Raw genomic sequence first — 26863 nt, 5'->3', positions numbered from 1 at the left:
ACACGGATGAACGTCGCCCTCATCGGCGCCACCGGCCGCACCGGTGCCCACGTGCTGGCCCGGCTGCTCCAGCGCGGCCACCACGTCACCGCGCTGGTGCGCACCCCCGCCAAACTGCCGTCGGTCGCCGCGGCGGCCGACGGCCTGACCGTCCAGAGCGGTGACGTCCTGCAGGCGGGTGCGCTGGAGCGATTGATCGACGGCGCCGAGGCGGTCGTCTCCGCGCTCGGGCCGGTCGGCCGCCAGGCCGATCTGCACACCCGCACCGCCCAGCGGCTGGTGGCGCTGATGAGTGAGCACGGCCCTCGCCGATTCGTGGGCATCAGCGGCGCCGGCGTGGACGCCCCAGGCGACGACAAGTCCCGCCAAGCCAAGATCATCAGTTTCCTCATCCAGAGGCTCGGCGGCGCAGCGGTCGCCGACAAGCCCGCCGAACTGGCCGTCTGGCTCGCCAGCGGCCTGGACTGGACGCTGGTGCGTCCGCCCCGCCTGCTCGACGGCGCGCCCACCGGCCGGATCGACCACCACGCCCACCGTTCGGTCCCCGGCACCACGATCACCCGCGCCGACCTGGCCGCGTTCGTGGTCGAGGTGGTCGAACAGGGCTTGTACGCGAGGGCGGCGCCGTTCGTCGCCGGTGCTGTCGGCGGCGTTCAACGCCATCACCACCCGTGAAGGCCGCCGTCATGACTACGCACCGCCGACCCGCCCACGGTTTCCGATCTCGTTGCCACAGCCATGCCGGATACTGAGGTGGTGGATGTAAGGCCGAGTGCGGCGGGTGCGCCCCGGGCGGCGTGGGCACCGGGGCCAGCAGGCCGCCGAACCGCTCGGTCAGATCGTCGATCATCAACCCGGCGCGCTTTCCGGCCGTGCCTTCGGCTGCATCGCGCAGCAGGGCGGGCAGTGGCCAGGCGATGTCGCCGCTGCGCAGGTTCATCAGGTGCGGAGCGGGCGCCGACCCGGCCGCCAGCCCGGCCGCGCCCGCCAGTTGCGCCTGCCGGCGTGGATGGTCCAGCAGATAGAACAGCGCGAACGGCACGTCGGCGGGCTCGGTGGCCAAGGCCTCCGCGGCCAGGACGCAGGCACGCTGCGGCGACGTCGCCTGCGCGGTGGCGGTCGCCACCGCCCGCAGGGTGCGCATCCGCCGCTCCCCCACGATCGTCGCTGTGGTGTCCAGCGCCGTGTTGTGCACGCCGACGACCGTGCCCGAGGCGTCGGTGATGGGCGAGTAGGTGAAGGTGGCGAAGACCTCCTCCAGCAGACCGTCGCGCTCCATCAGCATCGGCATGTTCTCGCCGCCGGCGCACTCCCCGCGGGTCAGGACGGCCTGCGTCATCGGACCGACGAACGACCACAGCTCCGGCCAGGTCTGCGCGGCTCTGCCGGCCAGCGCCCGGGGGTGCTTGGTGGTACCGAGGAACTGCCGCCACCGGTCGTTGTAGATCTGGATGAGCTCCGGTCCCCACCAGACCGCCATCGGATAGCCGGAATCCAGCGTCGTGCGCACCATGGCGCGCAGCACCTCGGGCCACCTGCTCACCGGCCCCAGCGGGGTGGCGGCCCAGTCCACGGCCCGCAGCAGGCGCTCGACCTCGCCCGATCCGCGAAACAGCCAGTCTGTCGCCTCGATCTCGGAGCGCGGTCGCGGCAACGGCCGGCCGTACACCACGTTCGCGATCATGGGGCCGATCTCGGCCAGCGGCAGCACCAGATGGGCGATCGGCGCCGCGGCGGTCGGCATCGAGGCGTACTCCGCGCTGTCGGGGTCCTGGCTGATGACGAACCCGCCCGCGGCCTGCACCGCTGCGGCGCCCGCGGCGCCGTCGCGCCCCATCCCGCTCAGCACGACGGCCACCCCGCGCGCGCCGACGGCATCGGCCAGCGAAGCGAACAACGCGTCGTGCGGATGCTCCAGCGCGCCCGTCCTGTGATCGAACAGCGCCACAGTGCCGTCCGGCAGCACCTCCATACGGGCCAGCGGAGGGCACACCAGGATCCGTCCTGCCAGCAGTTCCTCGCCGTCGGTCGCCCAGACCACCTCGCGCCCGGTCCGTTTGTGCAGCAGCATCGTCAAGGCGCTGCCGTGGCCGCCCAGGTGCTGCTGCACCAGCACGCTCACCGGAAGATCGACCGGAAGGGCCCGCAGCACCGCGGTCAGCGCCCCCATGCCTCCGGCTGAGGCCACCAGCACCACCACGCTGACGACACCGGTGTCATCCACATGGTCGTTCATGCGATCCTCCGCCTCGCCGGCCGCAGACGAGTCGCGACGCCGGCCCGGTCGCGGCCGACCGAAGACACGACAAAGGCACGACAGCCGCATCTCCACCAAAACACACCGGCACCGAAGCGACCATCGGCAACGAGAAACGCTCTATCCCTGATCAGCCGCCCGTTCTCGCCGGCACGCCAGATTGCCGCGCATGGTCGGGGTGGTCGAGGCCGAGATGCCGGCCAGACACAGCACCGGGCGGGCGAGCCCGGCGGGTGCCGACGGCGATGCCGGCCCATCGGGCGTCGGTGAACACGCGGTCGTCGGGATCGGCGCGGACCGCTCACCGCTTGGTGTAGTCCCGGGTGTACCAGCGCTCCGGGCGCACGCGGACCATGACCATGGTGTCGGCGACGTCCTTGGTGGCCTCGAGGTACTGCGCGGCGCCTTCGGGGCCCAGGTAGCGCTCGGCCAGCGTTCTGCGGTCTCCCGGCCGTGCCGGGTCCTGGACCGCCACGACCGGGCCCTCCACCGAGGCGTACCGGTAGGGCGGCCGCCCGTCCTGCGCCACCAGGCTCACCTGGCCCGCCCTGCCGATCAGCTCCATCTTGCGGCTGTCCCGGGCGGTGATGAAGGCGATGTCACCGCCGGGCTCGTACAGGTACCAGACCGGTATCGCCAGTGGCGCCCGCTCCGCCTCTTGCGCGACGCTCAGGACGCCCACGTGGACGCCGGCCAGGAAGGCCTCCCGTTCGGCAGCGCTCATCGCCAGGGTCATCGCGGCTCCTCTCTCCTGACCTCACCATGGACGACACCCTGCGTACAGCCAAGAGGAGACCTCCACCCGCCTCACCGCCAAGCCGATCCCGAGAAGGCCTTGCCCGGACACCAGTGGAGTCACCCCGAGCCGCCGATCAGGACGAGACGATGCAGGCATAGGTGCGGTCGAAACGGCCACCGGCCAAGTCCCGCTCGTCGATGAGGAAGTCGAGCTGACCGGCATCCCACCACACCATGTCGGCCGCCCGGTGGGAGTCGACCGAGAACAGGACACGCCAGTGCCCGATCTCCTCATCGTGCTCTCGACGCCCTGCGATGAACCACTCCAGGTCCTCCACCACCCGGTCACGGGCATCTGGTTCATCGGCTCCTCCCTCGGCCCGCCGCGATCGCTCGGCCTGCAGCTCCTGCACGGTTCTGTACCAGTGGAACAGGATGGATTCCCGGCCCGACAGGCACAGGTAGGCGTCCCGGCCGGTGCCGTCCTGAGGATGACCGCCGGTGCGGCTGCGGCCGTCGAGGCCGGAAGGCGCGGGACGGGGCAGCCCCTGCAGGCGCTCACCGAGATCACCCAGGTCCCACAGCAGCTGTTGCGGCAGACTCACCGTCGCCTGCACACGCAACGCGCAGGCGGGAAACCCGCTCAGCTCCTCGTTGTGGAAGCGGGCAGTCGGGGGCGCGCACTCCCGCAAGCGCGACGCGTCGGGAAAGTACCGGATCGCGTGCACGACGTTCGCGGCCGGCTCATCGACTCCGACGAAGAAGCTGAGCAGGCCGACGGCAGGCAGGCCGACGATCGACGCGTCGAAGGCCCCGAGATCGAGCTGGCCGACGAACGTCAGCGCCTCGCCGCCGGCGGTGGGCCAGTGAGCGGAGCCGGGCAGGGCAGGGCTGCCCCCCAGGCGGCTGCCGGTGGGCAGGATCGGACCATCGGGCACGACATCGGCCGCGAACGCGGGCAGTGCCGCGGCCTGGATCTCGGGCCATCGATCGGCCAGGCCTTCCCGCTCGGCCAGGTCCCGCATCTGCTCTACGGTCGCGTCGGTCACGTGCCGCATTCAACCAGCCTGCCGCAGGGGTGAGCTCACGCGGTGGGCAGGGTGAAGAAGAAGGTGGTGCCCCCGTCGGGGGTGGACTCGACCCAGATGCGGCCGCGGTGCCGGGTGATGATGCGCTGCACCAGGCTCAGGCCCATGCCGACGCTCTGGTAGGTGCCGGTACGGCGCAGCCGCTGGAAGGGAGTGAACACCTCCTTCAGCTGGTCGGCGTCGAGCCCGGTACCGTCATCGTGGATGCGGTAGGTGATGAAGCCCTCCGGTCCGGCCTCGTAACCGACCCCGATGCGGGCGGTCGGCCGGTCCCGGGTGGATTCGATGGCGTTGTCCAGCAGGGTGGCCAGCGCCTGCCGCAGCAGCTCGGAGTCGCCCTGGCAGGGCGGCAGGTCGGCGCGCTCGAAGCGGATGTCGCGTTCGCCCCGGTTCCTGGCCAGCTTGGCCCACACCTGGTCGGTGAGCGTGGCCAGGTCCACGGGCTGCCGGTCGATCTGCCCGCGTTGCAACTGGGAGAAGGCCAGCAGCGCGGTGATGAGGTCACCCATCCGGGTCGCGCTGGACCGGATCTTCCTCACGAACACGAGCGCCTCCTCGGTGGACATCTGGCCCGGGTAGTGCTCGGCCAGGACCTCGGCGGATGTGCTCATCGCGGTCAGCGGGGTGCGCAGGTCGTGGGAGATGCTGGCGGCGAACAGCTCCAGCTCGGCGTGGAAGGCGCGCAGCTGGGCATCCTGTCGCAGTAGCTGCTGTTGTCCCTGCCAGCGCCGGTGCGCGATGTAGGTGAGCGCCGCGGCGGCCACCAGGCCGCACAGCGCGGAGACCAGCAGGACGACCCCGAAGCGCCGATGCTCCTCGTCGGGCTCGGCGTACAGCCTCTGGTGCGGGGCCACGATCACCAGCCGCCAGCTGTCCGGCCAGACCGAGGCGGAGGTGTAATGCCACTCCTGTCCCGCCCGCTGATAGTCGCCACTCGATCCTTGCCGCAGCGCCGCGGCCAGTTGCGGGGCGAAGCGGGACAGCGAGATGACCTGCGCTCCCGGGTTTCTGGTGGTGGCCACCACGTCGCCGAACCGGTCGACCAGGTAGGCGTAGCCGCCGGGCGGGGCGATGGCCTCGCGCAGATAGTTCCCCAGCGGGCTGTCGGCGACGATGAATCCGCCGGAGAAGATCCGCTGCCCCTGCGGGGTCGCAAACGGTACGGCGATCGCGGTGAGGGACTGGTTGGGCACCACAGCCGAGGTGAACACGTTGGAGACGGCGATCCGGTCCTGCAGCAGGGCCACCCGGACGTGCGGCTGGCTGCCGGTCAGGTCCTGGCCGAGCAGCTCGGGCCGCGGCGGCCAGATGGCCAGGGCGCGGCCCTGCCGATCGAGCACGATCATGGAGGTGTAGCCGAGTCCGCCGCCGAAGATCTCCAGCCGGTCGGCGCTGACGGTCCGGTCGGCCAGGGCCTTGCTGGCGTCCTGCCGCTGCCTGGCCGCGATTCCGGTCATGTAGGACCGGATGAAGTCGGCCGCCACCTGGGTGCGCTGAATCATCCCCTCTTTCTCGGCGGCCCGCAGGAACGAGCCGGCCCACATCCACGTTCCCGCCGCGAGCGCCACCAGCAGCAGCCACACCACCGGGCTGAGGAACACGACCCATCGGCCGCCCAGTCCGCCTTCGCTGCCGGCCTCGGCCACGGCACCTCCCAGATTTCTCCCACCTTGACGCTGTCGTGCTGCGCGGCAGAGCGGATGACCGGCTCGTCTCGGCAGGCGATGGCCAACCGAGAGTGAGCATTACATGACAGTCTGTCACCTGAAGTTACCAAGCGCCCCCTGGGAGCGGGCACCGGCCCGGGAAGGAGGCAGGGGCCCTCGAAAAAGCGCCGGCGGTCAGCGCAGGGATTCACCGATGCAGGCCTCGAAGACCGGTCTCGTTATACATACAAAAAGGGAATAACCCATCCACGGCCAGAAGAATCCTCACCGCAGGCACACCGCCACCGCGATCCATTGGCGGCATGTGCTTTACTATTGACCAAAAGGGGAATCGCCGATCCCTTTCGAAGCAATTCTTGAACCGCACTTCCGGAAGATTTCTTCATCGTTTATGTCCGGAGGCCGGGGCTACATAGACAAAATCACCGTCAATCAACAGCGTCAAAGGGATCCAAATGCGGTGGCGTCGGTCATCGAGCGGACCACCGCCATTACCGGCGGTTTTGTCCTCACCGCGCACAACCGCCACGGCTTCGGCGACAGGCGCCTTCCCCCAGCGGACGGACAGGGGTGGGCGGCTCGCCGAACACCAATTCTTGAGCCGAGTTTCCGGAATCTTTCTTCGGCTTTCTCCGGAACCTTCATACATCTCTCTACGGGGGGTATCGGCTCCGCCACGCAGGGTTTATAGTCAAAGGCTATGGGTGCTTTCCGACAATCGCAGCCCCCGCCCCGTCCAGCGGGAATGCGCCATCAGCACCTGCCCGGCCTGAGCCTCATCGCCCTCGCCGGTGAGATCGACCGCACCACCAGCGCCCAGCTGGCCGACTACGTCGCGCGCGTGCGCCGGGCCGGCGACCATGTCGTCTTCGACCTGACCGAGCTGAGGTTCCTGGACAGCTCCGGCCTGCGCGTGCTGCTGATGTGCGCCCAAGCGTGCGCCGCCGAGGGGGTGCAGGTGCACCTGGCCGGCGCCCGCGCCGCGCCCGCCCGGTTGCTGACCACCACCGGCCTCGGCGGCCACCTGCCGGTCCATGCCGAGGTGGAGCAGGCCATCACCGCCGCCGTGACCCAGGGCGGCTGAGGGTGTCCGGATGCCCCGCACGTCGGAAAAGCGGCTCGGTAGTGATGCGCCCGGCGGCCGTCGTGACTCCCCGGCCCAATTCACCCCGGCCCCGAAAAGAGGTGACATGGTCTCGACCAACGGTGGTGAGCCCGCCTCCACCTGGACGTTTCTCACCCACCATGCCCGGGTGCCGGTGGAGATCGCCCGCGATCCGCAAGTGCGCATCCGCGACATCGCCGCCCGGATCGGCATCACCGAGCGCGCCGTGCAGAGCATCGTCTCCGACCTGCACCACGAGGGCTATCTGACCCACGACAAGGTCGGCCGGCGCAACCACTACACCCTCAACTCCGAACGCGGCTTCCGCTACCCGACCGAGGCCGACCTGCCCGTACGGCTGCTCATCGACATCTTCACCCAGCACGACCTGCCCGACGGCGGTGCCCCCGCACGCGCTACCGGAACCGATGCATAGCCGATGCGGACGGCAGGGCGGACACCGCGCAGGCAGCGCCTGGCATGCGCTGCGGTTGCGGAAGAGGGGAAGAGGCGGGCATGAGGGTTCCTCACTCGGTGAACAGAGCGAAGCAACCTTATGTGCCCTTTACATGGCGCTTTACGGCATTTGCCGGTTTTTGCCGACGCTTGGACTTCCTTGGGGAAAAGCAGAGGAAGCCCTCTGCCCTATCGCCAACCTGTACCTCCAGCGCCGCCCCCGACGGAGTGGCATCGGTGAGAGCCGGTCCGGATTTTGACGGCAGCACCTCCACGGGCGGGCGCTCCCCGGACTGGACGGCGGACGACAAGAGGCGAGCATTAACGTACTCTTTGTGGCGATTAGTCCGTTTATAGATGTCCTGCGAGCGAGACATGTCCCTGATCAGAGTTCCCTCTCCCTACGCGCCCGGGGAACCCGACTGGACGCTGGTGGCCCGGTCTCTGGCCCAGGTCATTGTCATGACCGTGCTGCTGTTCATGGCCGGCGGTGTCGCCCTGTCCATGATCGCCGATGCCCGCGGGCCGGATCGGGCCGATGAACGTTTCGCCGTGATCATGGGCACCGCCGCGAAGATCGCCAACCCCGACCACCGCTTCCACGCACTCGCCCACGACGACGACGGATGGAGCGAGCACCTGACCCTGGTGGGCGAGCCGCTCACCGCAGACGACGGCATCAGCGAAGACGTCCCCGGCCGACGCGTCACCTACGAGATCACCAAGGACTCCTCCGGCGCGATCGACACCGTCGGCGCCGCACCCATCGGTGACTCGGCACTGGACCACAGCCTCATGACCATCGGCGAGCGCGACCAGAGCCAGGACGCGGCCCGTAGTCAGACCCGCAAGCGCCTGGACGCCCTGCCCGCGGGCATGAACGCGGTCGCGCTGGTGGAGTTCGAACACCCGCTGGCCACGACCCAGGTCGCCGACTTCACCGGCCGGGATGACTACTGCGGCATGGTCACCTACGTCTATCAGCCCTTCGGAGGCGCCAACGAGAACGCGATCAGCTGGAACGCCCGCATGGCCCCCTTCGAAGGGCACACGAAAGAGCACACCCCCGAGCCGGGATGTACGAAGGAGCCGGAGGAGGCCCTGGCCGCATTCCGCTCCTGGACGGCCGAACTGCGCCCCGGAGACGACGCCGGCCTGCGCGGCCTGTCGCTGACCCGCGCGCGATTGGCCGGGGCGGCCGACAAAGGCCTCGCGTACGCCTTCGTCGCCGAATCCTGGCGGGTGGGCGACCTGCGCGCGCTGCTTGACGACTCCCGGGTGCGGACCGTCCGGGTCACGGATGTCGCCTTCAACCTCAGCTGAGCACGCTGTCGTTTGCAGCGTCGGCAAACCCCTCGGCCGACCTCTATCTGAAGGCCGTGGCCTTCCGGATCCGACACAGCACGGCCCCCCGGCGAAGAGGGCCTATGCGGAGTGATCGCACTCGAATACGACGTTTCCGTGGCGTGCGTCCTGCCTCCGGGCGGAGGAAGGGCACCGATGGACTCTTGACGGGGGCGCTGCGATATTTGTCGGATGTGGCAGTTCGTCGACCGGCCCGAACTCGAACGCCGCTGCCGGTTGCCGGGCGGTCTCGGTGTCGCGCCCTCCGGGGAACAGTCCCTGGCCCGCGTCCCCGGCCTGCTCGCCGAGGGCGAATGGGACAGCGCCGTGGTGCTCGCCTTCGACGGGCTGGGTTACGACCACGCCGCCGCGACCCTCGCGCCCGACCGGCTGACGGCGCTGACGACGACGTTCCCCAGCACGTCGGTGACCGCCTGGCCCACCGTGCTGACCGGCGCGGGGGCCGAGGAGCACGGCCTGGTCGGCGTGCGGTTCCGCGCAGGCGGTGAGCTGGCCGACTGCTTCGCCGAGGGGCCCGCGCCCGGGACGGTGGGAGAGACCGTGTTCGAGCGGCTGTCCGCGCGCGGCGTGCGGTGCCTGGTCAATCCCGGCGAGATGGCGACCTGGCCCGCCTGGTGGCGCTCGGCGGTCACCGGAGGCGCGATCGCGCTGCCGCCGTACGCGGACTGGGAGAAGATCCGGTACGAGCCTGCGGCCATCGCGGAGGCGGCCGCCGCCGAGGTCACGGCCGGGCTGGCGCGGCGCGGGCCGGGACGGTCGCTGGTGTGGTCGTGGATCAACGTGGACGACTGCGTGCACCGGACCGGTCCCTCGGCTGAGCTGGACGCGGCGTTGCGCGAGATCGGGACGCTCGCCCGGCGTCTCGCCGATCAAGGGCACACGGTGCTGGCCCTGTCCGACCACGGAGCCGTGCCGAGCCGGTGCCCGCCCGCGCTGGCCGAGGGCTTCGCGGCGGTGACCGGGCCCGGCACGTGTGCGCTGCCGCCCGGCGGGGCCGGACGGGTGCGGTGGGCCTATCCGAAGCCCGGCAGGGCTGACGAGGTCGCCGGCAGGCTGGCCGAGCTGCTGGGTGACGACGGCCTGGTGACGACGCCGGACGGGCTGGCCGGGCTGGGGCTGCTGGCCCTGGAGGGTTCGGTACGGCACGCGCTCGGGGAGGTGGTCTGTCTCGCGGTGGGGCCGAGCTTTCCCGTGCCGGAGCCGGGCGTGGCCTGGGAGCACGGGTCGGTGAGCGTGGGAGAGATGATCGTGCCGCTGGCGGTGTGGGAGGCGTCCTGACATGACGGGGTGCACGGGGTACGCGGGGTACGCGGTCGTGGGGCGGCTGCTGCGGGCGGCGGGCGCGGGACCGGAGGTGTGGATCGCGGCCGGGGACCTCGCCGCCTGGTCGGCGGGGCTGGCCGCCGCGGGGTTTCGCGCCGTGGCGGACCCGCCGGCCGGGGTGACGCTCGTGGACGGTGCGGGCCTGAGCGGGCCGGCCTTCCGGCGGCTGGTCCTGTCCCTGCCCCCGGAGGGTCTGCTCTGCGCGGTGGGGGGCGAGGACGTGAGGGAGTGCGGGTATGAGGTGATCGCCGCGACCGGCGGGTGCGTGCTGGCCCGGGGCGTGGCGGTGCCGGCGCCGGACGTGGCCGGCCGGGCGTACGAGGAGGACGGCGCGGGCCTGCTGGACCTGCGGTGGTCGCCGGACGAGGTCAACTGGCCGGATCCCGACCCGCGCGAGGTCTGGCGCGAGATGACGGCCATCGCCGAGACGGCCCGGGCCTACGCCCTGCACGACCCCTATGGCGGCCGGGCGGGGGACGTCCTGTCGCGGTGCCTCGGATGGCCCGTCGAGCCCGATCACGTGACGTTCGGGGCGGGGGTGGCCTCGCTGCTGCGCGACCTCGTGCCGCTGGCCGACGGCGGAACCGTGCTGGTGGGGCGGTACGGCTTCGCCGACGTGCCCGGCTGGGTGACGCAGGCGCGCTCCCCGGTGCGCTTCTTCGACGACGGCGGGCCGGGCCCGTCCTGGTGCGAGGAGCTGCGGCGGACGCGGCCGTCCCTGGTGATCGCCGACCGGCCGACGCAGCGCGGCGTCGTCCACCCGCTCGGCGAGCTGGCGACCGTGCTGGAGGAGGCGTCGCGGCTCGGCGCGATCGTCGTCCTGGACGAGGCCAACGCCAACTACCTCGAACCCGGGCTGAGCGCGGTACGGCTGACCGGGCGGCACCGCAACCTGGTGGTGGTCCGCGGGCTGTCCAAAGGCTACTGCCAGGGCGGGCTGCGGGTGGGGTACGCCGTCGCGTCGGCCGCGCTGACCCGGCGGGTGCGGGCGAGCGTGCCCGCTCTGCAGACCGGCGAGCCGGCTTTCCAGGCGGGCCTGCGGATGCTGGCGCTGCCCGACCCGCTGGGCGGGCTGCGATCCAGGATCGGCCTGATGCGGCCCCGCGCCGTGCGGGTCCTCACCGCCTTCGGCCTCACCCCGGATCCGGGGCATCCGTCGCTGCCCTGGGTCACCGCCCCGTCCGACGCCGTCGAACGGCTGGCCGCACACGGCGTGCTGGCGAAACGGCTGCGGGCGGGGGGCCGGTCCTCGCCTGACCTGGCCAAGATCGCGGTGCCGCTCTCGGACGAACGCGCCGCTCTCTTGACCGAGGCGCTGAGCGGCGAACGGACGGCCACCCGATGACCGGCGAACGGACTGCTCGGGCGATGAGCGGCGGCGACGAAGGGTCCCGTGTCGCCGACAGCATCGACGACCTCACCGAAGCCGAGCTGGAGCGCTGGCGGGCGGCCACCCACGCGGCCCCGGCCTTCTACCGCCCGGCCTTCCTGCGCGCCTACGAGCGCGCCCCCCTCGCCCCCACCGACGCCTTCCACTATCTCCTCCTGCCCGACGCCGTCCTCCCCGCCTACCTCCAGGGCACCGAGGACGCCGCCGGCGACGTCTCCGGCCTCGGCCTGCCCGCACGGCCGCACGACCGCATCCTGCTCACCCACGTCACCCACTGCTACGACACGGTGCTGCCCGCCGCGACGCCCCTGGAAAGGGCCGTTCCCGCCGCGTGCCGGGCGCTCGCCGAGCTGGCGGCCCGGCAGGGGGCGCGCTGGTTCGCCTTCCTGGACGTGGACGCCTCGGGCGCGCTGGCCCGCCGCCTGGCCGCCGAGGGGTTCACGCCCGTCCCCATGGAGACCCGCTACCGCCTCGACCTGAGCCCGTACCGCGACCTCGACGACCTGATCGCCCGCCACCCCCGCCGCTCGTACGCCGGCCGCTGGCTGCGGCGGATCCGCGCGCGCGACGACGTCGAGACGACCGTGCTGCGCCCGCCGTTCGGGGATGGCCGGGTCGCCGAGGCGGTGGAGCTGTGCCGGCGCACCACCGCCCGCCACGGCACGCCGGGCTACTACCCGGAACAACTGCACGCGTTCGTCCGTGAGGCGGGCGAGGACGTGCGCGTGGTCGAGACCCGCATCGGCGGCCGGCTGGCCACGGCGGTGATCTGCCTGCTGGACGCCGAGCGCTTCCACCTGTGGGCGGGCGGCACCGACGAGTGCCTGTCCGGCCAGGGGATCAGCCGTTACGCGCTGCTCGTGTCCAGTGTGCTGGGCCCCGCCCTGGCCTGCGGGGCGCGCTGGCTGGAGGCCGGTCGCGGCAACGCGGGCGTCAAGGAGCACTTCAGGATGGAGCCGGTGCCGCTGGCCGGGTTCGTGGGCACTCTGTGACGCGCCGCCTCGCGCCTGCCGCCATGCTCTCCTGCACGGCGCTGTCCGCGCTCGGCGACTACCTCGCGGTCACCGCGCTCGCCCTGCACGTCCAGCGGCAGAGCGACTCGCCGCTCACGGTGTCGGCGCTGATGCTGGCCGGGCTGGTGCCGCTGGTGATCTTCGCGCCGCTCGCGGGGACGGCGCTCGACCGGTTCGAGGCCAGGCGGCTGGTGTCCTGGACACTGGGCGTCCAGGCGGGGCTGGCCGTCGGGCTGGCCTTCGCGCAGCAGCTCTGGCAGCTCCTCGTCCTGCTCTTCCTGCTGGGGACGGCCGGCGCGATCACCCAGAACGGGCTGGTCGCCCTGCTCCCCGGGCTCGCTCCGCCCGAGCGTCTGGCCGATGTGAACGGCTGGTTCGAGGCGGGCAGGGCGGCGGGCGTCACGCTGGGGCCTCCGCTGGGCGGGATCGTAACGGCGGCCTGGGGGCCGCGGGACGCGCTGCTCGCCGACGCCGCGACGTTCGCCGCGCTCTGCCTGGCCCTGCGCCTGGTGCCCGCCCGCCCGCCGGCTCCGCGCACGCAGGCTCCGCGCACACAGGCTCCGGCGCCGAAGCGTGCGGAACGGGAGCTGACGGCGGGCATCACCGTCCTCGTGCGCCGTCCCCTGCTGCGGCGGGCCGTCGGCGTCCAGATCGGGGTGACCTTCTTCCTCGCCGGCGTGAACGTGGCCGAGCTGTTCTTCGCCACCGGCACCCTGCGTGCCGGAGAAGCCGGCTACGGCGCGCTGGTCGGCGTCTGGGGCCTGGGCATGGTCGCGGGGGCGCTCGGCGCGGGACGGTGGGCCCCGTCGAGCCCGCCCGCGCTGATGACGCTGCTCTCGGCCGCCGGGATCGCCGCCGGCGCGGCCGTCGCCCTGGCCGGGACGGTCGCGACCTACCCGGTGGCGGTGGCGGGCTGGGCGGTGGCGGGCGCGGCCAACGGCGTACTCAACGTCACCCTGCGCACGCTGCTCCACCAGGGCGCCCCGGCCGCGCTGCACGGACGGGTCTTCGCCGTCCAGTACGCCGGCTACAACGCCGCCAAGATCGCCGCCCTGGTGACGGCGGGTCCGGTCGTCGTCCTGCTGGGCCCCGCGGGCGCCGTCGTCGCCATCGGGATGTGCACGGCCATGGTCGGCGTGACGGGAGTGACCGCGTCCCGGAGGCGGATGAATGCGGAGTGAAGTGCGGCTGCCGTTCTTGTTGACGGCTGATCCGATTGCATTCACGCTGGGGCTGTTGCGCGCCATGACTTCGCGATCTCCACTTCTCGGGGCGAAGGAGGCGAAGTGCGAGCACGTGAGGCGGTCCTGACCGTTCACGACGCCTTCCCGGTCGAACGCTGCGAGGATCTCGTCGCCTCCCTGTGCGGATTGGACCGCTACCAGGCGTCCGACGGCATCGGCAGGGCGGCCGACCTGGTGGCGGCCGCCGCCGAACGGGCCGGCCTGCGCGAGGTCGCGGTCCACCGGTATCCGGCCGACGGGACGGCCACCTGGTGGACGTTCCGCGCGCCCGCCGCGTGGACACCGGTCAAGGCGACCCTGGACCTGCTCGAACCCGGCGGCGTCCGGCGGGTGGCCGAGCATCCGGCGCAGCCGTACTGCCTGGCCACATACTCGGCCGCGACCCACGCGCGGGGTGTGCCGCTGGTCGACGGCACGGATCCCGGAGCGAAGACGCCGCCCGGCGCACTGGTCCTGCTCCCCTCCGGGCGCGGGATCCGGCTCGGCCCGGCCATCGCCGAGCTGCAGCGTACGGAGGCCGGTGGCGTGGTCACCGACATCCCCGCCGAGCGCTGGCACGACCGGCCCGTGAGCGGCCGGCTCGAACTCGCCCGCGACTCCCGCCTCTACGCCTTCAGCGTCCCGCCCGCGACGATGGCCGGCCTGCTACGGGCCGCCCGCGAGGGCGTCACCGCCGCCGTCACCGTCGAGGTCACCGGGGACGCCGCGATGCCGGTGGTCGAGGCCGTCCTGCCCGGGGACGAGGCCGCCGGCGAGACGCTGCTGCTGGCCCATCTGTGCCACCCCGCCCCCGGCGCCAACGACAACGCCTCGGGCGTGGCCGCGCTCCTCGGCATCGCGACCGCACTGGCCGCGCTGCCGCGCCGGCCCGGCGAGGGGCCGGTCAGGTTCGTGTGGGGGCCGGAGTTCGCGGGCACGGCGGCCCACCTGCACGGCAGGCGCGGCCCGCGGCCCGCGTACGTGCTCAACCTGGACATGGTGGGCGAGGACCAGGCCGTCTGCGGCTGCCCGCTGACCGTCGAAGGCGGCCCCGGGCACGTGCCGAGCCCGCTGCCCGCGCTCGCCGCCGACTTCGCGCACCTGCTGCCGGCGCCCGCCTCCTCGTACGCGGGAGCGGTGCCGCTGCGCGCGTGGACGTGGGAGGAGGTGCCGTTCTCCGGAGCCTCCGACCACGCGCTGTTCGCCGACCCGGCGACCGCCAGCCCGTCGCTCGCCCTCGGGCACTGGCCCGACCCCTACCGGCACACCAGCCTCGACACCCCCGACAAGGTGTCCGGCGAGGAGCTGCGGCGGGCCGGCACGCTGGCCGGAGCCCTGGCCCTGTTCCTGAGCGGCATGGGCCCCGGCGACCGGCCGTACCTGCGCTCGGTGCTCACCGACTGGGCGCTCGGGCGGATGGTGGCCGTCCGCCGCCTCGCCCGCGCCGCCCGGCCCGGGGACGGCGTGGTCGATCCCTTCAGCCGGGACCGGCTCGGCGGGTTCCTGCGCCACCAGGCAGGGCTCGCCGCCGCCGTACTGCCCGAGCTGGCCGGGGACCTGAGCGCGCATGCCGAGGCGCTCGCCGCTCCGCACCTGCCGCCCCCGCCCTCTCCCCCGCCTGCACAGCCGTCGCGGCGGCTGGAGAACCGCTGGCCGGGGCCGTTCAACTTCGAAGGATTGCTCGACGCCGCCACGCCCGCCGACCGGGCCTGGCTAGCCGGACAGGACGACGGCGATCCCTCCGCCTACACCAAGGCGGTCGCGCTGGCGCTGGCGCTGGCCACCGGCGCCGGGCTCGGGCAGGCCGTCGTCCAGGCCGCCTACTCGACCTGGCTCCCCATCGACCCGGCCTTCGCGGCACGCCTGCTGGACGCGCTCGAAGCGGCCGACTGGCCCGGCAACGACCTCACGTAGCCCTCGTGAGGAGAGGAGGTGAACGCCATGCCCGCCACCGCGACCGTCAAGACTCAGAGCACGGTCACGACGTCGCTGGGACAGATCTTCGCCCAGCTGGCAGCCAAGCGGGAGACGGACCTGATCCGCTTCCGTACCTGTTGCGCGGACCCGCGCGCCAGCCGATGAGCTGAACGGCTCGTCGTCAAGGGGCACGGCCGTGCGACGACCGAGCGGCCGTGCCCCGCCTTCCCGCGCAGATCCCTTCCCGCGCAGATCCCCTTCCTGCACAGATCCCCGACGCCCGGAGGATGCCGTGGCCGTTGACTTCCAGCTGATCGACCGGGTCGGCACGACGACCCCCCTCGCCGCCCGCCCGGGAGCCACCATCGCCCAGGTGCTGATGGAGAATTTCGTCCCGCCGCTGTCGGTGACCGTCACCGGGCGCGGCGAGGTCCCGCTCGCCGACGGCGAGCACGTCCGGGACGGGCAGAGCTACCGGGCCAGACTCATCGAGGGCTACGACCTGGGCGCGATCCGCCGCCTCTACACCGAGTACCCCGGCGACAGCGGGCACGCCTACCTCAAACGCCGCCTCGTCTTCAGGGACGACGGCAACCTGACCCTGGAGCAGGCCCCCTTCGACATGCCGGACCTCGCCCGCCACGTCGAGGACACCGTACGCCAGACCATCGAGCGCTTCCGGCTCGTCCAGCCCGGCCGGCCCATGGTCCTCGGCCTGTCGGGAGGCGTGGACAGCGGCTCGCTCATGCTCGCCCTCGGCGCCCTCATCGAGCGCGGCGTGCCCCTCGACCTGACGGCCGCGACGTTCGAGGACTTCGACAGCACCTACTCCGACACCTTCGACCGGGCGCACGAGCTGGCCGAGCGCTTCGGCGTCCGGCACGAGCTCATCCCCGCCGACCTGGCCCGCTCCGTCTTCCACCTCGACCGCCCGCTCCGCGACGTGCTCCCGGCGCTCATGGAGACCGAGGACTCCCACCAGACCATGTACGTCGACCACCACACGACCCGGCGGACCCTGGAGGTCTTCGCTGCCGAGCACGGCGCCCGCACCATCGCGCTCGGCCTGCACACCACCGACCTGCTGGCGGGCCTGGTGAACGCGCAGGCCACCGGCTACCGGCTCGGCGGCATCCCGCTGCGCGCCGTGGGCGACTTCTCCTACGTCTTCCCGCTGGCGTTCGTGCCGAAGAAGGAACTGGACCTCTACTACCTGCACGCCACCGGCACGATCCCGCCGCAGAGCCCGCCGAACCCCTGGGAGTTCAATCCGCTCGACCGCAACTTCTACTACTACTTCGCCGACTTCATGCAGAGCTTCTGGCCCGGCGTCGAGCACTGGATGTTCACCGGGGCCGCGATCGCCGCCGGGGAGGACAAGCAGTCCTTCGTCACCTGCGGCAACTGCCAGGGCTCACTCGACCCGCAGGGCCGCGACTGGACGCCGGGCGACTTCTGCGACGTGTGCAGCATCCTGGCCCGCTACGACTACGTGAAGGGCATCTGACCAGCCGTCCGGCCGCTGCAGCGTGGGGCGGCGGGTAACGGCGCGGAGCCGGCTCCCCTCATCACGGCGAATCGGCGCCCGCCCGCACACCGTCCCTCTCTGAAGCGCGCCGGCCGGGGGTGGTGACCCCCGGATGCCCTTCGCGCGTCGTCAACGTCGCTTCGGTGGTCCGCGGTGGGTGACGACCTTGCCTCCCGGTCCGGGGTACGCCATGATCAGCAGCCGCTGGGTGCCGTGCTCCTCGCCCTTCCACGGAAACCAGGCCAGCGCTCGGGCGTCGTGGTGAAGGCGGTGACGATGCCCGCCACCGCGGCGAGGGTCGAAGAGGTCGTCGGCCCTCGCCGCGGGGGCCGATCCACGCGGGCATGCCGGCCGCGAGGTTGACGGCCGCCGGGATCAGCGGGAGCACCACGGCCACATAGACGGTGGCGAACAGCGTGGCGATTGGGCCGAAACGGTAACGGCGCACGGCGGCACCCTCGGGCGCGAGCGGGCAGGAGCTGAAGATCCGAACGAAGGCGCCCAACCCCAGCGAGCCACCACTGAAGCGATCAACTGAGGATTGGCGGCGCCCGCAACCCGCTGAGCGGTCAAGATGGCCGAGCGCCGGCACTGCCGGGCGGGCTATGCGGTGGGTCCGGCTGCGGTCTTGGTGAATCGGCGGGCCAGGCGCGCGAAGGCCTGCGTGAGTTCGCGGGGCCCGACGACTTCGATGTCGGCGTCGTAGCGGGCGACGGCGGCGGCGAGGCTGGGCCAGGACCAGGACCCGACGGTGAGCTTGCAGCGGTCAGGGGTGATCTCCTCGACGATGCCGTCGCGGGTGTAGAGGGCGACGGCGGCGGCGGGCAGGTCGAGGATGACCGTGCCCTGACAGGGCCAGCTGTCGGAGGCGTCGGCGGAGCCTCGGAACCGGCTGGTGATGAAAGCGGCCACGTCGCCTCCGGGCAGCGCCCTGGGGGTGAAGCGGGGTCCGTTGGGAGTGCGCGGCACGATCCGGTCGGCGCGGAAGGTGCGCCAGTCCTGGCGGTCGAGATCCCAGGCGACGAGGTACCAGCGCCCGTCCCAGGTGACGACGTGGTGCGGCTCGGCGCGGCGCGGGGGCCTGTCCGCGGCCTCGGTGCCGTAGTCGAATCGCAGGGTCTCATGGGCGTGGACCGCGGCGCTGATCGTGAGCAGCACGGTGCCGTCGACGGGTGCGGCCGGGCGGCCGGGCGGCCGGCGGACAGCGGTGACCTGCAGAGTGTCGACACGGTTCCGGAGCCGGGTGGGCATGACCTGGCGGATGGTGTTCAGGGCGCGCGCGGCGGGTTCGGCGAGGCCGTCGCCCTCGGTGGTGGCGGCGATCTGCAGGGCGACGGTGAGTGCGACGGCCTGTTCGTCGTCGAACAGCAGCGGGGGCAGTTCGGTGCCGGCGCTGAGCCGGTAGCCCCCGTCGGGGCCTTTGACCGCGGTGATGGGATAGCCGAGCTCGCGGAGCCGGTCGACGTCGCGGCGCACGGTGCGCAGGCTGATGCCGAGACGGTCGGCCAGCAACGTGCCGGGCCAGTCGCGGCGGGTCTGCAACAGCGACAGCAGAGCCAGCAGTCGGGCGGAGGTTTTCGGCATGAATGTGATTCTGCCCGAGGTAGGTGACACATCCTGGCACCTACCTCTGCGAATCTCGGACCTGCAACCAGAGAACCTGATTCGACGGAGTCATCATGAGCATCACCACTGCCGTTCACCTGAACTTCCGGGACAACGCCCGTCCGGCGCTGGAGTTCTACCAGTCCGTCTTCGGCGGCCACCTCGTCGCGTTCACCAACGCCGACGCCCGGCAGGTGCGGCACCCGGCCGACGCCGACCGGATCTCGTGAGGCGAGGTCCGGGCCGACAACGGCTTCCACGTCATGGCCTACGACGTGCGCGAGGAGCAGACCTACGACGCCGGCGACCGGGCGTTCTTCGTCTCCGTTCGCGGCGAGGACGCCGACGAGATCACCGCCTACTGGAAGGGCCTGTCCGACGGCGCCACCGTCATCGAGGACCTCGGCCCGGCCGGGTGGACCCCGCTCTACGGCATGCTCAGGGACCGTTTCGGCGTCACCTGGGTCCTCGACGTCGCCGTCGAGTACAACGCCGGCTGAGCCGCCGCGCGGGTGCACGGCTCACCGTCGCGGGCGCCGTGCACCCCGGTGCCGCGCCCGGCACGGCGGTCTCCTCGTCACACCCCTGCCGGCTCTTCGTCGGCGATCCCGACGGCGCCATGCGCGGGCACGGGCTTGGTGAGGAAGGTCGTCGCGCCGTCGGAGGACTCCGTACGGTAACCCTGGGCGTGGTAGAGGCGGATGTTGCCGTGGCTGCGGGCGCCGGTGGACAGCACGATGCGGCGGCATGAGGCGTCGGCCGCCGCTTCGGCCTCGCCCAGCAGCCAGCGCCCCACCCCCTGGCCGCGCAGATCGGGGACGACGCCCAGGCGGCCCACGTGCCAGTCGTCGTCTATGCGGCACGTGCGCACCATGCCCAGGAGCCGGCCGTCGCGCCACAGGCCCGTGCCCTGCCAGGTGGCCAGCCATGCGCGTACCTGCTCCAGCGACTCATGCAGGGCGGGGATGGCCAGGGTGTCGTTGGCCAGCGCCTCCTCCACCCAGCAGCACCGCTGGAGCACCAGCACCTCCGCGGCGTCGTCCGGGGTCAGCGCTCTGACGTACGACCCCGGCACCGGCACCTCCCCGGAAGCGGAGCGGGCCCGCTCGCGCATCGGCCGCAGCGCGTGGGCGAGGCGGACGAGCTCGTCCAGGACCCCGATGGCGGCCTGTTCTCGGCCGGCGTCCGGGCGGATCCGCCCGGAGTCGACGGTGTCGGCGATGCGCAGGGCGAGCGTGGCGCCCAGCGGGACCAGCCGCAGCGTGGTCACCACCTGCTTGGCGTGCTGAACCGAGCGGGTGCCCGCCGAGGTGTTGCCGTAGCTGACGAACCCCATCGGCTTCCACGCCCATTCCCGGCCCAGGTAGTCGAGGGCGTTCTTGAAGGTGGCCGGCATGCCGTAGTTGTACTCGGGCGTGACCGCGATGAAGCCGTCGGCCGCCTCCACCATCGCGCTCCACCGCTTGGTGTGCTCGTTTCGGTAGCGACCGGAGGCCGGTTCGTCCTCCTCGTCGAGGAAGGGCAGGGCGAGGTCGCCAAGGGAGATCGGCAGCAGTTCCACTCCCAGTTCCGTGGCCCGTGGCGCGATCGTGTCGATCAGCCACTGGCCCACCACCGGGCCGAGAGCACCGGGACGGGTGCTGCACACCAGGACGAGGACTCGCACAGGTTTCGTTGACATGGAAATGAACTTAGCTGGTAGCTTGTTTACATGTCAAAGAAAAGTTCGGGGAAGACGGTGCGCTGGCTCGACGCCGACGAGGAACGCGCCTGGCGCGCTCTGCGCCGGATGATGATCGCGATCCAGTCGCGCACCGCGCACGACCTGGCCTCGATCGGCCTGTCCGACCCCGACTACGAGGTGCTCAGCACGCTGTCGGAGCGCCCGGGCCACGCCAGCACGCTGCACGAGCAGGCCGCCAAGATGGGCTGGTCACGCAGCCGCCTGTCGCGGCACGCCAGCCGCATGGAGGCCCGCGGCCTGGTACGGCGCGAGCCCGACCCGGACGACGGCCGGGGCTGTTATCTCGTCCTGACCGAGGACGGCCTGCAAACACTGGAGGACGCCGCCCCGGCCCACCTGGAATCGGTCCGCCGACACGTCATCGACCGGCTCTCCCCCGCGGACCTGTCCGCTCTGGAGAGCATCGCCCGCAAACTGGAAGAACCCTCATGAGCATTGGCGCACCTGTCCCCTGGCCGGCGCGCGAGATGCTGTCGGGCGTGATGATGGCCGCTCTTGGTGTTCTCGACCATGCCGTCGGTTCAGGCGCTGCTCGCAGTGCTCCCGGAGGGGGTGGGGGCGTCGGTGCCCGTGTCCGGTGCGCCGTCGAGGGAGATGCCCCGCGCGCTGAGCAGCACCATGAAAGCGCAGCTTCCGACGAGGGCGATGTCAGCGAGGTTGCCGACGAACAGTCCGCCGTAGTCGATGAAGTCGACGACGTGGCCCCGGGCGAAGCCGGGCGGGCGGAACAGGCGGTCCAGCAGGTGAGAGGTGGCGCCGCCCAGCAGCGCGCCCAGCGCCACGGTCCAGACCGTCGAGCGCAGCCGCCTCCCGACATACGCGACGCCGGCCACGGCTGCGGCCGCCGCCAGGGTGAACACCCACGTCGCCCCCTCGCCGATCGAGAAGGCGGCGCCCGGGTTGAACAACAGCCGCAGCTGGATCACCCCCGGGATCACCGAGACGGGTTCCCGGTCGGTCAGCGCCGAGATCGCCCACAGCTTGGAGGCCTGGTCGGCGAGAAGAACCATGACGGCCAGCACGAGCATCCACCCGTACGGCCGCATTCCTCGTCTCGCTGCGCGCACACTTCGTTCGTCCGACATGCCTACCTCGCGATCGTGGGATCGGGCACAGCAAATCTAGCGATACCGACCTGTCGGCGGATACGGCGATGACGGCCCTCCCCTCCCCCTTTGTACCGGAGCAAGAGTCCACGACGAGCGGAATGCGGCGGACCTGTACATCGATGCGCTGGTCCGTCGGGTTTCGATTGTCGGTCGCGGGGACCGTCAGCGGGGAACCACAAGATCAGTCGCGTCCCCGTTGTCGCGCGCCCGGTTGCCTGCCATCGGTGGAGCCTGGGTGGCGGGGCTCATTCGCCGGTATCGGCGAACAGCGTCATCATGCTCTGCTGCAAGGAGATGAGGTCGGTCACCGTGTATCGCCCCTCACCCGGCCGAGACGGAGCACTCAGCGGCTTGTCGGGATGCCCGCGGGCCACGAGCCTCACCTGGCGGGCCGGATCCGGCAGGTGGGCCAGGCCCCACACGCTGAAGCGGGCGTGGCGGAACCGCACGCCGCCGGCAGCGGGACGGCCGGCCAGCTGCCGCACCGTCGGCGGGACGGAGAAACGACCGGCGTAGAACTCGATGACGGGGTACCGGCCGCCCTTGTCGTCGTGCAGCTGCAGGACGAAGGCCGCGTGGAAGCCTGCGTCGAGTTCGATGGAGACGACATCGGCGGGCCGCAGCGATGTCTCCGCCCGGCGCCGTGGCGGCCGGCGCACCGGCGGCACCGGCGGCGACTGCAGCAGGGCCTTGATCGCCGGAGAGCGCCGCGTGAACGCCTTCGACAGCACGGCGGCGTCGTCGAGGTCATCGAGGGCGGTCAGGGCGGCGGCGGTGACGTCGTCGGCGCGCATGCCGTACTTGTGCAACAGCGTGGCCAGCGCCACCCGGGCGGTGTCGCGTGTCGTGGTGTCGGTGTCGGGGGCCTGGAGCAGGCACCGCCAGCGCCGCAGGATCGGCTCGATCACCAGCCGCCGGACCTCGGCCGGTGGTTTGCCTATCTCCCGCAGCCGCCGTCCCACCCAGCCGGCCAGATCCTCATCCATCGCCTGGACCAGTGTGGGGGCGGCGAGTCCGTCCAGGACCTGTTTGTGCCGCATGGCGCCAGCATGGCAGGCGGCGACTGCGCCGGCGTGCCCGGGTTGCGCCGGAGGATCTTCCGGTGATGCCGGACGTCATCGATCGCCGACGACTCTGCCGTACGGCGGAGCCTGCAGCGGGCCTCGTTCCCTTATGGAGCGGAAGCGATGTACCGGATAACGCGCCCGAGTCACGCACCGGCCGCAGAGAGACCTCGCCAGTTCGGCTGTGATCGTCCGGCGCTCATGCACGGGATAATCAGCCGTTGTCAGGCACATGCTCCGGTCGCAGGTCGAGCCGGCTGATGCTCCATCACCGCTTGGCATGCGACTACGAGGCCCGCCCCGCCCGTCAGGGCTGGTCGTCCGTTAGGTCGAGGTCGTTCCAGACCTGCTGGCCGACCTCGGCAGGCGGTTCGGCATGGCAGAAGCCTCCTACCGCAAGATCGACGACGTCCGGCAGGCCGGACTCGGCGCGCTGGAGAAGGCCCACCGGGCCGGCGTCAGCCTCGTCTACGGATCCGACCTGCTGGGCCCCATGCACGCCCACCGACTGGAGGAGTCCACCCTGCGCGCCCAGGTCCAGCCCAACGCCGACCTCATCCGCCCGGCCACCACCACCGCCGCCCGCCTGCTGGGCATGGACGGCCGGATCGGCACCCTGGCCATCGGCGCCCACGCCGACCCGCTGGTGGTGGACGGCGATCCGGTGGAGGACGTCTCCGTCCTCACTCGCCCGCACGAGCATCTGCGGCGCGTCATCAAGGAAGGCGTCCCCATCGACCCGACGGCCGGAGTCGAGCCCCCCGCCGCACACTTCCGGGAGGGCTGGACTCCGGCGGTCTCAGCCGTGGTGGCCGCATCGCCATCACCGCAGCGTCCGAGGGTACGGCGGCCGCCGGCGCCGGCCAGCAGCAGGCGGGCCTCGCGCTGCGGTCGGCGTATGAGTGGTGCCACTGGCTGCCTGCGGAGCCGCACAGGGAAATGGGTGGCGGCTGCCCGGCGTATATGGGCAGGGTGGATCTCGTGCCGGAGAACAGCTTCGATGAACGGATAGCCGAAACGTATGAGGTGAAGTGGCCGGAGTTGTTCGATCCTGCGGTCGTCGATCCGGCCGTGAGCTTCCTTGCCGATCTCGCCCGATCGGGCACTGCTCTGGAGTTCGGCATCGGGACGGGTCGTATCGCGTTGCCGCTCAACCGGCGGGGCGTTCGGGTCCACGGAATTGATCTGTCGTCGGCCATGCTCGCGCGGCTACGGACAAAGCCGGGCTCCGCTGACATCGATGTGACCACCGGGGATTTCGCGACCACCAAGGTGAACGCGACCTTCACCCTGGTCTATCTGGTGCGCAACACGATCACGAACCTGACCACGCAAGACGAACAGGTCGAGTGCTTCCGCAACGCGGCAGCGCATCTCGAACCCGGCGGCTGCTTCGTCATCGAGAACTACGTGCCGGAGCTTCGGCGTCTTCCACCAGGTCAGACCATCCACCCCTTCACGGTGAGTCCGGAGCACCTCGGTTTCGAGGAGTACGACGTCGCGTCGCAGATTGCGATCTCCCATCACTACTGGGTGGTGGCCGATCGGCTCGAGATCTTCTCCTCGCCGCACCGCTACGCATGGCCGTCCGAGCTGGACCTCATGGCGCGCATCGCCGGTATGACCTTGCGTGAGCGCTGGGCCGGCTGGAAACGCACGCCCTTCACCAGCGACAGCAGGAGCCATGTATCGGTCTGGCAGAAGGCGGAGGCAGGCGACCGGGGTGGCTGACAAGGCCGCGTGGGCTTCTCCTTTCCGACCGACAGGATCATCTTTAGACCCCGATGGTGCCCGTTTGTGATCGATCGACTACCGAAACGGTAAATTCGGGAGCAACAGCCGCGCCGGTCCACCGGTGCCGATCGCGGCCGGAAGGGGGGCGCGGGAACGGTGGCAGGCACGCGGCGGGAGATGGCCCTGGTGGCGCTGCTGGATGACATCACCGCGGTGGCCGCGGCCACCGACGACCTGGAGGAAGCCTGCCGGGCCGCCTTGAGTGCGGTGTGCGAGGTGACCGGCTGGCCGCTGGGGCATCTGGGCGTGCCGGCCGCCGACGGGCAGGCGTTCGTCTCCTCCGGTGTCTGGGTCGGGCCGATCGAGCGCTTCCCGTTGCTGCACCAGATCGCCACAGCCATCCGTTTTGCACCCGGCACCGGCATCATCGGCCAGGTGGTGGCCACCGGCCAGCCGGTCTGGTCGCGCGATCTGACCGCCGATGCGCTGGCGGTGCGCCTGCTGGGCGGCCGCGATCCCGGGGTGCGGGCGGCCTTCGCCTTCCCGGTCATCGCGGTCGACGGCGTGGCGGCGGTGCTGCAGTTCTTCGCCGAGCAGGTCATCGCCCGCGATGAGCCGCTGCTGCGGGTGATGGGCGCCATCGGCTACCAGCTGGGCCGGGTGGCCGATCGCCGTACGCTTCGCGCCGCCGTGCACGACAGCCGAGCCCGGCTGCAGCAGATCGTCGACGCCTCGGTGGAGGCCTTCATCTCCACCGACGCGGCCGGGCACATCACCGAGTGGAACGCCGCGGCGACGCGCATGTTCGGCCGTTCCCGCACCCAGATGCTGGGCCATCTGGTCCACGAGACGATCGTGCCCGAGCGCTACCGCAGAGCTGACGAGGCCGGCCGGGCCCGGTTTCTGGCCACCGGACAATCCAAGGTGCTGGGCCGCCGGCTGGAGCTGACCGCCCTGCACGCCGACGGCAGCGAGTTCCCCATCGAGATCGTGGTGTGGGCCAGCCGTGAGGCCGAGGCCTGGGCCTTTCACGCCTTCGTCCACGACATCACCGAGCGCCGCCGCGCCGAGCAGGCGCTACGCCAGGCCTATGCGGCCGAACAGGCCACCGTGGCCCGGCTGAAGGAACTGGATGCGGCGAAAGACGCCTTCATCGCCACCATCTCCCACGAGCTGCGCACCCCGCTGACCACCTTGAGCGGATATCTGGAGCTGCTGGGTGAGGGCGAGGCCGAGCCTGCCCAGCAGCGCATGCTGCAGGCGATGACGCGCAACACAGCCCGGCTGCAGAACCTGGTCGAAGACCTGCTGGCGGTCAGCACCCTGGCCGCCGGCGAGCTGAGGGTGAACGCGCAGGCGGTGCCGGTGCGCCCGGCGCTGGAGGAGGCGGTGCACGCCACCAGCGCCCAGGCCCGCAGCAGCGGCCACCACATCGAGGTGACCATCGACGACGGCGTGCAGCAGGTCAGCGCCGATCACGACCTGCTGGTACGGGCGATCAGCGCGCTGCTGTCCAACGCGGTCAAGTACTCCCCCATCGACACCCCCATCACCGTGCACGCCTCAGCACAGGACGGGCAGGTGGCGATCGCGGTCACCGACCACGGCGTCGGCATCACTGCTGAGGAACTGCCGCAGGTGTTCGAGCGCTTCTACCGCACCGCTTATGCCTACGACAACGCCATCCAGGGCGTCGGCCTGGGACTGTGGCTGGTCAAGACGATCGCCGAGGCGCACGGCGGCACCGCCACCGCCACCAGCACCCCGGGACGGGGCTCGACCTTCACCGTGTGCCTGCCGGTGGCCGAGGCGGCCTGACGGCACCGGCGCGCAAGCCGGCGTCTGCCGTGCGGCCCGGTTGGTACGACCCGTTGGCCGCATGCCCGGCAGGCGTCAGCCTCAAGGGGACAGATCAAGCAGGTGCCGTCTTCGTCCTGCGGGCCGTCGTGCCCGCGAGCGGTGCCCCGCAAACCGGGACGGGCGGTCAGCCGGTGGCCTGCTGCCTGCGCTCGCCTTCCCGGGCGGCCTGCTCCAGGTCCTGGTCGGACAGGACGCGCGCGTCGGGATCACCGGTGTCCTTGCCCGGCTGGAAACGCAGCCCCTCCATGTAGGGGGTGGGCTCCTTGCGCCGGTAGCCGGCGAACTCCTTGGCGTAGCAGGCCCGTGCCTCCTGCACGCTCTTGGCCCCGGTGACGATGTCGCGCATGAGGTTGAGCGCCAGGAAGTTGGCCTGCTCGTCGTGGCAGCGGGCCGAGACCTCCCCGGCGGTGCGCTCGACGACGCTGCCGTCGAATCGGCCAGCGGGGTGAACATCTGCGCCGGCACCCGGTAGTCGATGACGCTCTCGACCGCGTCGATGTGCGGCGCGGGGAAACGGTGCTCGAAGAAGGCCCGGGAGGCCAGCACCCGCTTCCACGGTCCGACGCCGTGCCAGGTGAGCAGGGTCTCGATGGCCTCGTACGGCTCACCGTAGGCGTCGATGACCAGTTGGGCGGCCCCGCGGGACTCCTGCGGCCAGCCGGTGATGATGTCGGATC

Annotated in this window: 25 protein-coding genes and 1 pseudogene; 17 read left to right on the top strand and 9 right to left on the bottom strand. The window is 71.6% G+C overall.

Going from position 1 to position 26863, the window contains the following annotated elements; genetic code table 11:
* Positions 1-6: 6 nt before the first annotated feature.
* Positions 7-675, top strand: a complete 669-nt coding sequence (locus Psi01_RS32820; RefSeq protein ID WP_204068024.1) for an NAD(P)-dependent oxidoreductase — start codon at positions 7-9, stop codon at positions 673-675.
* On the opposite strand, the gene Psi01_RS32815 is transcribed toward Psi01_RS32820, so the two are convergent.
* From Psi01_RS32815 to Psi01_RS32800, 4 genes are all read right to left on the bottom strand, one after another.
* Positions 557-2236, bottom strand: coding sequence for a chemotaxis protein CheB (locus tag Psi01_RS32815; protein WP_204068023.1), 1680 nt, complete (start codon positions 2234-2236; stop codon positions 557-559). The two genes, Psi01_RS32820 and Psi01_RS32815, sit on opposite strands and share 119 nt — an antisense overlap.
* A 322-nt stretch (positions 2237-2558) precedes the next feature.
* A complete protein-coding gene (locus tag Psi01_RS32810) occupies positions 2559-2993 on the bottom strand; it encodes a pyridoxamine 5'-phosphate oxidase family protein (protein ID WP_239128197.1) in 435 nt (144 codons plus the stop codon).
* Positions 2994-3129: 136 nt separating this feature from the next.
* On the bottom strand, positions 3130-4044 hold the full coding sequence (locus Psi01_RS32805; RefSeq protein ID WP_204068022.1) for a DUF1963 domain-containing protein: 915 nt from the start codon (positions 4042-4044) through the stop codon (positions 3130-3132).
* 35 nt (positions 4045-4079) lie between these two features.
* On the bottom strand, positions 4080-5729 hold the full coding sequence (locus Psi01_RS32800) for a sensor histidine kinase (RefSeq protein ID WP_204068021.1): 1650 nt from the start codon (positions 5727-5729) through the stop codon (positions 4080-4082).
* Between the two features lie 766 nt (positions 5730-6495).
* Between Psi01_RS32800 and Psi01_RS32795 the strand changes: the two genes are divergently transcribed.
* From Psi01_RS32795 to Psi01_RS32750, 10 genes are all read left to right on the top strand, one after another.
* Positions 6496-6834, top strand: coding sequence for an STAS domain-containing protein (locus Psi01_RS32795; RefSeq protein WP_204068020.1), 339 nt, complete (start codon positions 6496-6498; stop codon positions 6832-6834).
* Positions 6835-6940: 106 nt separating this feature from the next.
* A complete protein-coding gene (locus Psi01_RS32790) occupies positions 6941-7291 on the top strand; it encodes a helix-turn-helix transcriptional regulator (RefSeq protein WP_204068019.1) in 351 nt (116 codons plus the stop codon).
* 395 nt (positions 7292-7686) lie between these two features.
* Positions 7687-8634 (top strand): hypothetical protein, encoded by a 948-nt coding sequence (locus Psi01_RS32785; protein ID WP_204068018.1) that lies wholly within the window; start codon positions 7687-7689, stop codon positions 8632-8634.
* Positions 8635-8847: 213 nt separating this feature from the next.
* Positions 8848-9954, top strand: a complete 1107-nt coding sequence (locus Psi01_RS32780) for an alkaline phosphatase family protein (protein WP_204068017.1) — start codon at positions 8848-8850, stop codon at positions 9952-9954.
* A gap of 1 nt (position 9955) precedes the next feature.
* A complete protein-coding gene (locus Psi01_RS32775; RefSeq protein ID WP_204068016.1) occupies positions 9956-11344 on the top strand; it encodes an aminotransferase class I/II-fold pyridoxal phosphate-dependent enzyme in 1389 nt (462 codons plus the stop codon).
* The gene (locus tag Psi01_RS32770; RefSeq protein WP_204068015.1) at positions 11341-12381 is read left to right on the top strand and encodes a GNAT family N-acetyltransferase; all 1041 of its coding nucleotides are present in this window, start codon (positions 11341-11343) and stop codon (positions 12379-12381) included. The genes Psi01_RS32775 and Psi01_RS32770 overlap by 4 nt, the downstream gene beginning before the upstream one ends.
* Positions 12382-12404: 23 nt before the next feature.
* Positions 12405-13583, top strand: coding sequence for an MFS transporter (locus Psi01_RS32765; protein ID WP_204068014.1), 1179 nt, complete (start codon positions 12405-12407; stop codon positions 13581-13583).
* 105 nt (positions 13584-13688) lie between these two features.
* Positions 13689-15539 carry a DUF4910 domain-containing protein gene (locus Psi01_RS32760; protein WP_204068013.1) on the top strand — a complete coding sequence of 617 codons (1851 nt, stop codon included), beginning with the start codon at positions 13689-13691 and terminating at the stop codon, positions 15537-15539.
* Positions 15540-15557: 18 nt separating this feature from the next.
* Positions 15558-15707: a hypothetical protein gene (locus Psi01_RS32755; RefSeq protein WP_203878370.1), complete on the top strand. Its 150-nt coding sequence runs from the start codon at positions 15558-15560 to the stop codon at positions 15705-15707.
* A gap of 127 nt (positions 15708-15834) precedes the next feature.
* On the top strand, positions 15835-17049 hold the full coding sequence (locus tag Psi01_RS32750; RefSeq protein ID WP_204068012.1) for a tRNA lysidine(34) synthetase: 1215 nt from the start codon (positions 15835-15837) through the stop codon (positions 17047-17049).
* Between the two features lie 624 nt (positions 17050-17673).
* Here Psi01_RS32750 and Psi01_RS32745 read toward each other — a convergent pair.
* A complete protein-coding gene (locus Psi01_RS32745) occupies positions 17674-18654 on the bottom strand; it encodes a helix-turn-helix transcriptional regulator (RefSeq protein WP_204068011.1) in 981 nt (326 codons plus the stop codon).
* A 95-nt stretch (positions 18655-18749) separates the two neighbouring features.
* Here Psi01_RS32745 and Psi01_RS43670 point away from each other — a divergent pair, with 95 nt between their 5' ends.
* The gene (locus Psi01_RS43670) at positions 18750-18905 is read left to right on the top strand and encodes a hypothetical protein (RefSeq protein WP_239128196.1); all 156 of its coding nucleotides are present in this window, start codon (positions 18750-18752) and stop codon (positions 18903-18905) included.
* Positions 18906-18932: 27 nt separating this feature from the next.
* Positions 18933-19175: pseudogene (locus tag Psi01_RS43665) on the top strand (VOC family protein); the annotation flags it as partial.
* Between the two features lie 77 nt (positions 19176-19252).
* Here Psi01_RS43665 and Psi01_RS32735 read toward each other — a convergent pair.
* Positions 19253-20356: a bifunctional NAD(P)H-dependent oxidoreductase/GNAT family N-acetyltransferase gene (locus tag Psi01_RS32735; protein ID WP_239128194.1), complete on the bottom strand. Its 1104-nt coding sequence runs from the start codon at positions 20354-20356 to the stop codon at positions 19253-19255.
* Positions 20357-20386: 30 nt separating this feature from the next.
* Between Psi01_RS32735 and Psi01_RS32730 the strand changes: the two genes are divergently transcribed.
* The gene (locus Psi01_RS32730) at positions 20387-20851 is read left to right on the top strand and encodes a MarR family winged helix-turn-helix transcriptional regulator (protein ID WP_239128193.1); all 465 of its coding nucleotides are present in this window, start codon (positions 20387-20389) and stop codon (positions 20849-20851) included.
* 89 nt (positions 20852-20940) lie between these two features.
* Here Psi01_RS32730 and Psi01_RS32725 read toward each other — a convergent pair whose 3' ends face one another.
* Together Psi01_RS32725 and Psi01_RS32720 are read right to left on the bottom strand one after the other, a co-directional pair.
* Positions 20941-21465: a signal peptidase II gene (locus Psi01_RS32725; RefSeq protein ID WP_239128192.1), complete on the bottom strand. Its 525-nt coding sequence runs from the start codon at positions 21463-21465 to the stop codon at positions 20941-20943.
* 308 nt (positions 21466-21773) lie between these two features.
* A complete protein-coding gene (locus Psi01_RS32720; protein ID WP_204068010.1) occupies positions 21774-22568 on the bottom strand; it encodes a hypothetical protein in 795 nt (264 codons plus the stop codon).
* A 400-nt stretch (positions 22569-22968) separates the two neighbouring features.
* On the opposite strand from Psi01_RS32720, the gene Psi01_RS32715 reads away from it, so the two are divergent.
* The 3 genes from Psi01_RS32715 to Psi01_RS32705 all read left to right on the top strand — a co-directional run bounded on the left by Psi01_RS32715 (position 22969) and on the right by Psi01_RS32705 (position 26144).
* Positions 22969-23604, top strand: coding sequence for an amidohydrolase family protein (locus Psi01_RS32715; RefSeq protein WP_204068009.1), 636 nt, complete (start codon positions 22969-22971; stop codon positions 23602-23604).
* Positions 23565-24323, top strand: a complete 759-nt coding sequence (locus Psi01_RS32710; RefSeq protein WP_307819288.1) for a class I SAM-dependent DNA methyltransferase — start codon at positions 23565-23567, stop codon at positions 24321-24323. The genes Psi01_RS32715 and Psi01_RS32710 overlap by 40 nt, the downstream gene beginning before the upstream one ends.
* 159 nt (positions 24324-24482) lie before the next feature.
* The gene (locus tag Psi01_RS32705; RefSeq protein ID WP_204068007.1) at positions 24483-26144 is read left to right on the top strand and encodes a sensor histidine kinase; all 1662 of its coding nucleotides are present in this window, start codon (positions 24483-24485) and stop codon (positions 26142-26144) included.
* 166 nt (positions 26145-26310) lie between these two features.
* On the opposite strand, the gene Psi01_RS32700 is transcribed toward Psi01_RS32705, so the two are convergent.
* On the bottom strand, positions 26311-26532 hold the full coding sequence (locus Psi01_RS32700) for a hypothetical protein (RefSeq protein WP_204068006.1): 222 nt from the start codon (positions 26530-26532) through the stop codon (positions 26311-26313).
* Positions 26533-26863 lie beyond the last annotated feature (331 nt).

Origin of the sequence: Paraplanobispora siamensis (genome assembly GCF_016863175.1) — a bacterium.
Taxonomy (GTDB): domain Bacteria; phylum Actinomycetota; class Actinomycetes; order Streptosporangiales; family Streptosporangiaceae; genus Planobispora; species Planobispora siamensis.
The sequence above is the reverse complement of the archived record's forward strand: the minus strand, read 5'-3'. Positions and strand labels throughout refer to the sequence as shown.

Coding starts and splice junctions, on each gene's coding strand:
- Psi01_RS32820 (WP_204068024.1), top strand. CDS start 7: ATGAACGTCGCCCTCATCGGCGCCACCGGCCGCACCGGTGCCCACGTG.
- Psi01_RS32815 (WP_204068023.1), bottom strand. CDS start 2,236: ATGAACGACCATGTGGATGACACCGGTGTCGTCAGCGTGGTGGTGCTG.
- Psi01_RS32810 (WP_239128197.1), bottom strand. CDS start 2,993: ATGACCCTGGCGATGAGCGCTGCCGAACGGGAGGCCTTCCTGGCCGGC.
- Psi01_RS32795 (WP_204068020.1), top strand. CDS start 6,496: ATGCGCCATCAGCACCTGCCCGGCCTGAGCCTCATCGCCCTCGCCGGT.
- Psi01_RS32790 (WP_204068019.1), top strand. CDS start 6,941: ATGGTCTCGACCAACGGTGGTGAGCCCGCCTCCACCTGGACGTTTCTC.
- Psi01_RS32785 (WP_204068018.1), top strand. CDS start 7,687: ATGTCCCTGATCAGAGTTCCCTCTCCCTACGCGCCCGGGGAACCCGAC.
- Psi01_RS32780 (WP_204068017.1), top strand. CDS start 8,848: ATGTGGCAGTTCGTCGACCGGCCCGAACTCGAACGCCGCTGCCGGTTG.
- Psi01_RS32775 (WP_204068016.1), top strand. CDS start 9,956: ATGACGGGGTGCACGGGGTACGCGGGGTACGCGGTCGTGGGGCGGCTG.
- Psi01_RS32770 (WP_204068015.1), top strand. CDS start 11,341: ATGACCGGCGAACGGACTGCTCGGGCGATGAGCGGCGGCGACGAAGGG.
- Psi01_RS32765 (WP_204068014.1), top strand. CDS start 12,405: ATGCTCTCCTGCACGGCGCTGTCCGCGCTCGGCGACTACCTCGCGGTC.
- Psi01_RS32745 (WP_204068011.1), bottom strand. CDS start 18,654: ATGCCGAAAACCTCCGCCCGACTGCTGGCTCTGCTGTCGCTGTTGCAG.
- Psi01_RS43670 (WP_239128196.1), top strand. CDS start 18,750: ATGAGCATCACCACTGCCGTTCACCTGAACTTCCGGGACAACGCCCGT.
- Psi01_RS32735 (WP_239128194.1), bottom strand. CDS start 20,356: ATGTCAACGAAACCTGTGCGAGTCCTCGTCCTGGTGTGCAGCACCCGT.
- Psi01_RS32730 (WP_239128193.1), top strand. CDS start 20,387: ATGTCAAAGAAAAGTTCGGGGAAGACGGTGCGCTGGCTCGACGCCGAC.
- Psi01_RS32725 (WP_239128192.1), bottom strand. CDS start 21,465: ATGCGGCCGTACGGGTGGATGCTCGTGCTGGCCGTCATGGTTCTTCTC.
- Psi01_RS32720 (WP_204068010.1), bottom strand. CDS start 22,568: ATGCGGCACAAACAGGTCCTGGACGGACTCGCCGCCCCCACACTGGTC.
- Psi01_RS32715 (WP_204068009.1), top strand. CDS start 22,969: ATGGCAGAAGCCTCCTACCGCAAGATCGACGACGTCCGGCAGGCCGGA.
- Psi01_RS32700 (WP_204068006.1), bottom strand. CDS start 26,532: ATGCGCGACATCGTCACCGGGGCCAAGAGCGTGCAGGAGGCACGGGCC.